We start from the raw sequence: 9,647 nt of genomic DNA, 5'->3' as shown, positions 1-9,647 counted from the left end.
GACCCCTTATCGGGGTTACGGACAGTGCCTGGTGGGTAGTTTGACTGGGGCGGTCTCCTCCCAAAGAGTAACGGAGGAGCACGAAGGTGGGCTAATCACGGTCGGACATCGTGAGGTTAGTGCAATGGCATAAGCCCGCTTGACTGCGAGAATGACAATTCGAGCAGGTGCGAAAGCAGGTCATAGTGATCCGGTGGTTCTGAATGGAAGGGCCATCGCTCAACGGATAAAAGGTACTCCGGGGATAACAGGCTGATACCGCCCAAGAGTTCATATCGACGGCGGTGTTTGGCACCTCGATGTCGGCTCATCACATCCTGGGGCTGAAGTCGGTCCCAAGGGTATGGCTGTTCGCCATTTAAAGTGGTACGCGAGCTGGGTTTAGAACGTCGTGAGACAGTTCGGTCCCTATCTGCCGTGGGCGTTGGATGATTGAGAGGGGCTGCTCCTAGTACGAGAGGACCGGAGTGGACGAACCGCTGGTGTTCGGGTTGTATCGCCAGATGCATTGCCCGGTAGCTAAGTTCGGAATCGATAACCGCTGAAAGCATCTAAGCGGGAAGCGAGCCTCAAGATGAGTCATCCCTAGACCTTTAAGGTCTCTAAAGGGTTGTTGAAGACTACAACGTTGATAGGTCAGGTGTGTAAGTGCTGCGAGGCATTGAGCTAACTGATACTAATTGCCCGTGAGGCTTAACCATACAACACCCAAGGGGTTTTCCTTCTCATAAGAGAAGAGACGGACTCTGCAAACGCTTGAATGAGTGTGAGAACAACTAGTCAGATTTTTCCCAGATTGCTATTTATTGCCATAAGGCGATAAATAAAACAGAATTTGCTTGGCGACCATAGCGTTATGGACCCACCTGATCCCATGCCGAACTCAGTAGTGAAACGTAATAGCGCCGATGGTAGTGTGGGGTCTCCCCATGTGAGAGTAGGACATCGCCAGGCTCAAATTTCGTTTTTATCTTTTTATAAAGGTAGAGGCAACAAGTTGCATTTATGCTGAATAGACACTGCGGAGTGGTAGTTCAGTTGGTTAGAATACCGGCCTGTCACGCCGGGGGTCGCGGGTTCGAGTCCCGTCCACTCCGCCATTATTGAAGAAACCTGAATCGAAAGATTCAGGTTTTTTTTCGTCTGTATAAATGTGAAATAATGCAGAATAGATATCGTGGAGTGGCAGTGGTCTGTTATTCGGTAGTTTTGTGGTCTGTCACGTTGGGGGACGCGTCGATATTAGGTATTGCAAGTCCCGTCCACTTCACATTATTAAAGAAACATGGATCGAAAGATTTGTTTTTTTTAGTCTGTAGAAATAGTCATTTTATGTGGTTACTTTGACGACTTTTATTCTGAGATTATTACGATGTGCTGATTGATTATATTATTTAAATAATACTTTATTGCTCTGTTGTAATTGTGAATATTTGTGTGAGAATATTTAATAGATAGTTTTGATATTTAGTATTGCAGCTATAGTCTATTAATGTAGCAAGTTCTTCTCCGATAGGAGATATACGGTAATAGGTAAAAGATGTGTTTTTATTATAACAATTCAAGCTGTAACTGATATTTTTAAAATGTAATTGTATGGTTTGTGTATGATTAATTTTACTTGATTCAAATTCTGTTTTTAATATTAGTCCTAAGTCCATTAAAATAACAATACTTGAATATGGTATAGAATATTGATTATATTCAATAGGATAGTTTTTATTTTTTACCAAAAAAAACATTAATTTATCTATTGTCTTTATATTTGTAACGATCTTTCTATCTTTAGTGTTATTAATTTGACAGCTTACGCTCATAATATATTGAAATAACAATGCTTCTTTATGAGTCATCGAGATTAAAATAGTAAGAGCTCTTAATGATGTTGTTCCTGGATGCATTAGCTCTTTTTTGAGAATTTGAGCCCATAAATTTTGCATTGATGAACTATAAACTTGTTTAGCCATTTTAATAAAGCGTGCTAACCAATCAGGATCTGGCTCTGTTGTCGTTTCATTATTACATTGCTCGTAAGTCAGCTTAAAGATGGTTTCAATATTATATTGTTCGCGCTGATGGTGTAGTTGTTGGCTATTAGCATATCTTTCAGTTAATGAGCGCTTATTATGAGAGCTTATTAACCCATCATAACCAAAATGTTGTGCTAAACCATGAATACGATTCTTACTATTTGTTCGTAATCGCTTTACAGGTGTGTTTTTTGACGGTGGTTGTGTTGTTGTCATTATCAAATATCTATTAACTATTAGGCCGTTACTAATAACGGCCTACATTAATATTTCTTAAGCGGTAAATAGTCGTTATAGGTTTTTCTTTACTATTGTGATGACTTGTTTGATTTGTTGGTGGTTTAATTGTCCTTCAAATTGGAACAATATTTGTCCTTTTTGATTAAGCACAATGATGGCAGAGTTTTCTTTTTGTAGAGCCCATGTTCTTTGAACGATGCCATTGCTATCTAACACTATTGATGACCATGGATACTGTTTCTTGCTGTCTTCTGAAGCACTTTTGACAAAACCAGATGTTCCCCAGATAGCATCATCTTGGTTGATGATTGTTGTTGTTTGGTATTTTGATTCTGGAAAATGTGCGTCACTGATCGCTTTGATTAAGTTTGCATTGATCTTTTTTGCAGAACTTCTTCCAGCGATTGCCATTATGATACGAACTTTTCCTGTTAGTTGTGTACTGCGCCAAGATTGATAATTAATGCTGCCATTGTTCAGTATGAGTTCACCTTTATTTGTTACTGTAACAGGCGTTACCACTTTACCTTTTTCAAGATTATTCGCTTGAACGATCATTGGCATTGAAGCAATAAATATTATAGTTAATAGTGTCTTATACATAATTATCCTTGTTTATTTATGATGTTATTCGTGTCGTGAGCTTTATTTCCGCATTATTATTCTAATTTTTATCGCTAATTATTTATGCCATATTTTATATGGCAGATTGTTTGCATGTTTAATTTTTAATAAGAATCACTGCGTTTTATTAATTATGATGTGAGGATTTATGTTAAGAATATTTCAAGTATATCGCCCTATTCAAATTGCTAAGCATGTTAAGAATTTCTTTCGAGGACGGCTTTTTATTATTGGAATTGGCGGTTTTGAATTTGAAAATGGTCGATTGATCCCACCTCCATCGGCTGATCTTAAAGTATTGAGCGTAATATCTGAAGTGAATAGAGAAATTAAGATACTTTCTGTGACCATTGTTTAAATTATACAATCGTGGTGACAAATAATGGTGTTTTATGTATTGAAAAATTATGCCTATTATACTTTATTGTTAATGATTATTTTTTATGCGTATATCAATAAATGGCAAATAAAAATTTGATAGTAAGATAATTGCCATTTTCATTTTGCAATGCTTGTTGATAATATTCAGTGCACTATTAGGCTATAATTTTTAGCTAAAATGAGAATAATTACTCTAGATCTATTGAGTTGCTATGTAGGATTGTAGTCATTTAAGGCGCTCTGATTATTATTGTAAGAGTTGTTGGGCGTTAAACAAATAAGACTAATAGGATGCGTTATTAATGACACATATATGAATTGAGTGATTTATTGTCAATAATATTTGTAGCTATTGTTGGTATAGATCTACACCATTTGCCAAAATAGACCGTGTGAATGAATCTAATTTTTTCCAAGAAGCATAATTCGAATGAATAAAGTTTATCAGTGGCTGGGTGTTGCATCTTTTGCCTTAGTATTATCAAGTCCGGCTATGGCGGCATCTCTTAAAGTTAAGGGATTAAACAGTAGCCTTGAAGATAATGTCGATGCTTATTTATCGGCTATTTCTAAAAGTGATTATAGTAATACCTTACGTTTTCAAGAGCAGGTTAAATCTGAAATCAGTCAAGCATTACAAGCATTGGGCTATTACCAGCCGACATATGACTATCAGGTTAAAGGGAGTGGCAAAAAGACGGATATAATTGTAACCGTTGATGCTGGCCCTCGTACTCATATTAGCCAAAGTAATATCATTATTACTGGGGATGCGAAAGATGATCCTGCTTTTATTTCATTATTGAAAAATAGCGGATTAGGCGTTGGAATGGCGCTTAATCAGGGTAAATATGAAGCCTTAAAATCAGCGTTACAAAGCCTGGCAGTGCGTCGCGGTTACTTTGATGCTGAGCTAAAGAAAAGTGAATTAGGTGTTATTCCTACCCGTAATGAAGCGATCATTACGATAGATTTTGATTCTGGGCGTCGTTATACCTTTGGTGATACCAACTTTACCGGGAGTCAAATCAAAGATGAACGCCTTCGTTCAATGATTCCTTATACTGAAGATGAACCTTATTTAGCCTCTAAATTAGGGCTGTATAATGAACGCTTATCTAATGTTGGCTGGTTTTCATCTATTTATGTCGGTGGTGATGTTACTAAACGTAAGGATGATAAAATTCCGATTGAGGTTGCTTTAACTCCTCAAGTTAGAAACCAAATTGAAACAGGTATTGGTTTTTCAACTGATACGGGTCCACGCCTAAAATTTAATTGGAAAAAACCATGGATCACCAGTAATGGTCACAGTTTTTACCTTAAATCTGAGATATCGAAAGAACAGCCAAAGCTTGAAGCTGCTTATAAAATCCCATTAGATGATGTTTTAAATAATTACTATCAAATTGTTGGTGGCATTCGTTATGTTGATAGCCACGATACAATCAGCACACAACTAGGGTTAGGTGTTGAACGACACTGGAAGTTAAGCTCTGGGTGGGAACGCACTGTTTCACTGCATTGGCTTAATGAAAAGTATAAGCAAGGTGGTGATGAGAGCGGTACTTTCAATGTCTTCTTGCCAGGGCTTTCTTACAGTAAGAGTCACTTTACTGGTGGTGTATTCCCAACGTCTGGTAGTAAGTATAATTTTTCCGTTGAATTTGCAGATAAGTCGTTAGGTTCCAATACGAGCTTAATCCGTATACAAGCAAAATCGGCATGGATTCGCACCTTAAGTGAAAACCAACGAGGCCTTTTCCGTATTGCGGGGGGAGCTGTATTGGCAGATAACATTCGTGATATTCCACCATCATTACGCTACTTTATTGGTGGTGATAATAGTATTCGAGGCTATGGTTATGAGTCTATTTCACCACGTAACGATTTAGGTCGTATGGTCGGTGGTCAATATATGGCGACTAGCAGTATTGAATACCAATACCGTTTATATAACGATTGGTGGGGTGCTTTATTTTATGATTATGGTTCGACATGGAATGACAACAAACCAGATTGGATGCGAGGTACTGGTTTCGGTGTTCGTTGGGCATCTCCAGTGGGGCCGGTTCGTATTGACTTTGCTTGGGGGCTTGATAAACCCGACAAGGACAAGTTTCAACTTCACTTTTCTTTAGGGCCTGAATTATGATCTGGGTGAAGCGCATATCCCTGACTCTTTTAGCAATTTTATTGTTTTTAGTGATCGCCATTGCGGTGATCTTATATACCCCCGCAGGGTTAAAATTTGCTAGCTGGGGAGCGCAAAAAGCGTTACCTACATTATCTATAGGTGAAACTTCAGGCTCTCTATTACGCGGCTTTCAAGTTGATAATGTACGTTATCAAGATAGCAATATGAACTTAGCTGTTAATCGGTTGAATCTAACCTTGGATGATCGCTGTTTATTGACGCCTGAAATTTGTATTTCAAATGTAGGGGTTAATGGCGTTAAGTTTTCAATGCCAACATTACCGCCAACAACTGAGCCTGAACAACCATCAAAACCGGTAACTGAAATCAGTCTGCCTATTCCTATTAAAGTTGATCACGTTACTTTAGATAATATTGATCTTGATATCTTATCGAATAAGGTGAATTGGCAACATTTTTCTACTTCCGCGACGGTTATTGGCAGCCATGTCATATTAAAGCCAACCGACTGGGATAATATTAAGTTAGCACTTGCTCCTGCGAAAAAGCCTGTAAAATCGAAAGCAAAGCCAAAAGTAAAGGTTAAGGCTAAATCTGATGCTACTGTTATCACGTTGCCAGATGTCGTATTACCAATGTCGTTTGATATTGAACGTTTTACTATTAAAAATTTCGAATTAGAAGGTAAAACACCACAAAAAGTATCTTTACTTGAGGTGATAGCATCAGGAAAAGGGAGTGAAATTAACCTTAAAAAGTTACAGCTTGATGCACCACAAGCGAATTTAAAAGCGCAGGCACAAGTAACATTAGCCGGTGATTATCCTTTAACGTTAAATGCTGATGCTAATATCGCAATGAAGCCGGTTAGTGGTCAAACACTGACGTTAAAAGCGAGTGGTTCATTACAAAAGCTCGTTGTTGATGCGCAACTTAAAGGCAAATTAGACGCTATTGTTAAAGGCAAGTTATCACCATTAAAGGCGGATTTTCCATTTGATGTGGCAATCTCTAGTCAACATTTACAATGGCCAATCGATAAGTCGGCTGAGTTTACTGTTGATAAGACTAATATTGATGCGAAAGGTAGTTTAAACGGGTTTACATTTAATGCGAAAAGTAACATTGATGGTAAACCAATGCCGGCAGTGAAGTTTGCTCTTAATGGTAAAGGTGACCTAAATAAGGTCGACCTTTCATCATTAAAAATTAATACCTTAGGTGGTGTTATCACGGGCAATGCAAAAGCAAGCTGGAAAGATTTAGTCAATTGGAGTGGGCAACTACAATTTGCTGATATTCAACCGGGTTTACAGTGGCCTGCGGCACAAGGCAATGTTAGTGGTAAGCTCGCCACTTCTGGTGGTTTAACCAAACAAGGTGGTTGGTTTGTTAAATTGCCACAGTTGGCTGTTAACGGCACCATCATGAAACAAGCTTTAACATTGGTTGGTAAGTTAGATGCTTCTGATATTAATGGCAAAGGGGATCTATTACAGGTTAATACTCCTGGGTTAACTTTAAAACATGGCCCTAATGGGATGATGGTAAAAGGTCAACTTGATAAGACTTGGAACATGGTAGCTAATATTGATGCGCCAAATTTATCTAAATCATTAAAAGGCCTTCATGGTGCTGTTAATGGTGATGTTATGTTATCTGGTAGTATGGCAACTCCTGATATTAAGCTTGATTTGCAAGGGAATGATTTAGGTTGGCAACAGTTAGCAAGCTTAGCTTCGTTTAACCTTAAAGGTAATGTGACGCCTTTACCTAATATGAAAGCGAATGTCAGTTTGACTGCTGCAAAAGGTAAATATGGCACAACATCCCTTGATGATCTTAATATTCTATTTAAAGGCACTGAGCAACAGCATAGTCTAAGTGTTAATGCGAAAGGTGATCCTGTTGGTGCTAATTTATTGATCAATGGTGACTTTAATAAAAATACTGGCTGGAAAGGTACGTTAGTTAAAGGTGATATTAGTACACCTGTTGGTAACTGGGTACTTAATCATTCGACCTTGATTAGCTATGATCTTAAAACCGCAATGGCAAATGTTGGTGCGCATTGTTGGCAACAAGGGCAAGCGGGGATTTGTTTAACTAACGATCTTAGCGCTGGAGCATCAGGCCAAGCACAGTTAGCTATTCGTAAATTTAACTTTGATTTGTTAAAACCGTTCCTACCGCCAGAATTAAAACTGACGGGTGAGCTTGGTGCAAATGTTGATGCCAAATGGGCACCCAAAGCTCCCCCTTATCTAAAAGCGAATATCATTATGCCTGCTGGCGGCATTCGTCAGCAGATGAGTAGTGACGAGCAGCCGCTAACGTTGGGCTGGGATAAGGTAACCGTTAATGCGGATATGCAAGATAACGTATTAAATGCAAATTGGTTAGTTGCGATTAAGAATAATGGTGATCTAAGTGGTCGCGCAAGGATCACCAATCTGCAAGGTGATAAACAGATTAATGCCAATGTTAAGCTTGATCGTTTTACCTTAGGGTTCCTTGAGCCGATGATCAAAGATTATCATAAGTTTGATGGTCAAGTTGATACGAACTTAACAGTGACCGGACCTATCTTGCATCCTGCGGTTAATGGCTTATTACAAGTGTCTAAACTAGAGGCAACAGGACGTAAAGTACCATTAGATATTAAAAATGCAGATATCAAACTGGCCTTTAATGGTTATAACGCCACTCTAATGGGTAATATTTATACGCCAGATGGACAGTTATTGCTACGAGGTACTGGTGATTGGCAGGATATGAAAGCTTGGAAAACAAAGCTGAATATTAATGGTAAAGAGTTAAAGGTAAGTGTACCGCCAATGGTTGCATTGAAGGTATCACCAGATTTAACCATTGAAGCTTCGCCAACAATGGCTGAAATTACCGGAAAAATTGGTATTCCGTGGGGACGTATCACGGTTAATCAGTTACCTAAATCAGCGGTGAGAGTCTCAAAAGATCAAGTGATCTTAAAAGATGACATGCAGCCATTAAAAGAAAAATCAGAAGTACCATTTGATATTAAGACCAATATTTTTGTACATATTGGTGATGATGTTAAATTGTCTGCTTTTGGTTTAAAAGCCGGCCTGTTAGGTGATTTAAACGTTCGCCAAGCAGGTAAAGGGCCGATGATTTATGGTGAAGTTAATATTGCCAAAGGATCGTATTACCGTGCATTAGGACAAGAGCTATCGATTCGTAAAGGGCAAATTTTGTTTAATGGCCCAGCAGAACAGCCTTATCTTTCTATCGAGGCGATTCGAGATCCTGATAATGTTGAAGATGATGTGATTGCTGGTGTACGTGTTACTGGCCCTGCTGATAAACCTGAAGTAAATATCTTCTCTGATCCAGCAATGCCACAACAAAATGCCTTGTCATATATTCTAACCGGTAAGAATCTTGATTCTGAAAACTCGGGCGATAATAGTGCAATGACAACGGCATTGATTGGTATGGGCTTGGCACAAAGTGGCCAATTAGTCGGTGATGTTGGCGAGGCCGTGGGCGTTAAAGATCTTAGCTTATCAACATCTGGTGCGGGTGATGATTCGCAAGTGACGATCAGTGGTTATATTGCTCCAGGGTTACAAGTGAAGTACGGGGTGGGTATTTTTAACCAAGTGGATGAATTTACTTTGCGCTACCGATTATTGCGGAATTTGTATGTTGAAGCAGTTTCTGGTCTTGATCAGACTGTGGATTTACTTTACCAATTTGAATTTAATTAATCACAACCTGATGCTTTAGCGTCAGTATCCTGATAATGAAAGGCCCGATTAGTAATAATCGGGCTTTTTTTTATCATGTTATTATGGGATTGGATGTGGTTGTGTTGCTTTGAGATCTTGATAATTACGCCCATTATATACTGCGGTGTATCCTAGCTCTTGTAAGCTTGTTGCTGCTATTTCTGCTCGTCGACCTGATTTACAATAAAGTAAGATTGGTTGCTCTTTATCTTTATAGGTCGTCACTATGGCTGCAATATCTTGGTAAGGGACATTAATTGCTGAAGTTAGATGGCCTTGTGAAAATTCATTTGGTGTTCTAACGTCGATAATGACATGCGGTTGTTGTTGCTGTAGTTGCCAAAATTGTTGGACAGAAACATTCTGGGCATAAGTTATTGGAACGATAACGGTAAGACTAAATATGGTTATCAACAATTTATATTGTAGAGTGTGTTTCAT

General features: G+C 38.6%; 6 protein-coding genes, 1 tRNA gene and 2 rRNA genes. 6 read left to right on the top strand and 3 right to left on the bottom strand.

The features are described from left to right. From CZ809_RS16325 to CZ809_RS16315, 3 genes are all read left to right on the top strand, one after another. A 23S ribosomal RNA gene (locus tag CZ809_RS16325) occupies positions 1-701 on the top strand; the annotation flags it as partial. A 137-nt stretch (positions 702-838) separates the two neighbouring features. Continuing rightward, positions 839-954: ribosomal RNA gene (rrf, locus tag CZ809_RS16320) — 5S ribosomal RNA — on the top strand. Positions 955-1,023: 69 nt separating this feature from the next. Further along, positions 1,024-1,100 (top strand) — tRNA-Asp (locus CZ809_RS16315). Positions 1,101-1,406: 306 nt separating this feature from the next. On the opposite strand, the gene CZ809_RS16310 is transcribed toward CZ809_RS16315, so the two are convergent. Both CZ809_RS16310 and CZ809_RS16305 read right to left on the bottom strand, forming a co-directional pair. Next, positions 1,407-2,246 (bottom strand): TIGR03899 family protein, encoded by an 840-nt coding sequence (locus tag CZ809_RS16310; RefSeq protein WP_080158622.1) that lies wholly within the window; start codon positions 2,244-2,246, stop codon positions 1,407-1,409. 75 nt (positions 2,247-2,321) lie between these two features. Then, positions 2,322-2,873, bottom strand: a complete 552-nt coding sequence (locus tag CZ809_RS16305) for a YtfJ family protein (RefSeq protein WP_080158621.1) — start codon at positions 2,871-2,873, stop codon at positions 2,322-2,324. Positions 2,874-3,042: 169 nt separating this feature from the next. Between CZ809_RS16305 and CZ809_RS16300 the strand changes: the two genes are divergently transcribed. The 3 genes from CZ809_RS16300 (at position 3,043) to tamB (ending at position 9,185) form a co-directional block, all read left to right on the top strand. Further along, positions 3,043-3,252, top strand: a complete 210-nt coding sequence (locus CZ809_RS16300; protein ID WP_080158620.1) for a DUF1107 domain-containing protein — start codon at positions 3,043-3,045, stop codon at positions 3,250-3,252. 453 nt (positions 3,253-3,705) lie between these two features. Beyond that, positions 3,706-5,430, top strand: coding sequence for an autotransporter assembly complex protein TamA (gene tamA, locus CZ809_RS16295; protein WP_080158619.1), 1,725 nt, complete (start codon positions 3,706-3,708; stop codon positions 5,428-5,430). Next, complete coding sequence (tamB, locus tag CZ809_RS16290) at positions 5,427-9,185, top strand: autotransporter assembly complex protein TamB (protein WP_080158618.1); 3,759 nt, start codon at positions 5,427-5,429, stop codon at positions 9,183-9,185. Before tamA ends, tamB begins: the two co-directional genes overlap by 4 nt. A gap of 81 nt (positions 9,186-9,266) precedes the next feature. On the opposite strand, the gene CZ809_RS16285 is transcribed toward tamB, so the two are convergent. Further along, complete coding sequence (locus tag CZ809_RS16285; RefSeq protein ID WP_080158617.1) at positions 9,267-9,647, bottom strand: rhodanese-like domain-containing protein; 381 nt, start codon at positions 9,645-9,647, stop codon at positions 9,267-9,269.

The sequence above is a fragment of the Photobacterium piscicola genome (assembly GCF_900166965.1).
Taxonomy (GTDB): Bacteria; Pseudomonadota; Gammaproteobacteria; order Enterobacterales; family Vibrionaceae; genus Photobacterium; species Photobacterium piscicola.
Note: the sequence above shows the minus strand (reverse complement) of the source record. Positions and strands in the feature narration are given on the sequence as shown.

Excerpts from the sequence above, each read along its gene's own strand:
- CZ809_RS16300 (WP_080158620.1), top strand. The coding sequence starts at position 3,043 with ATGTTAAGAATATTTCAAGTATATCGCCCTATTCAAATTGCTAAGCAT.
- CZ809_RS16305 (WP_080158621.1), bottom strand. The coding sequence starts at position 2,873 with ATGTATAAGACACTATTAACTATAATATTTATTGCTTCAATGCCAATG.
- tamB (WP_080158618.1), top strand. The coding sequence starts at position 5,427 with ATGATCTGGGTGAAGCGCATATCCCTGACTCTTTTAGCAATTTTATTG.
- tamA (WP_080158619.1), top strand. The coding sequence starts at position 3,706 with ATGAATAAAGTTTATCAGTGGCTGGGTGTTGCATCTTTTGCCTTAGTA.
- CZ809_RS16310 (WP_080158622.1), bottom strand. The coding sequence starts at position 2,246 with ATGACAACAACACAACCACCGTCAAAAAACACACCTGTAAAGCGATTA.
- CZ809_RS16285 (WP_080158617.1), bottom strand. The coding sequence starts at position 9,647 with ATGAAACACACTCTACAATATAAATTGTTGATAACCATATTTAGTCTT.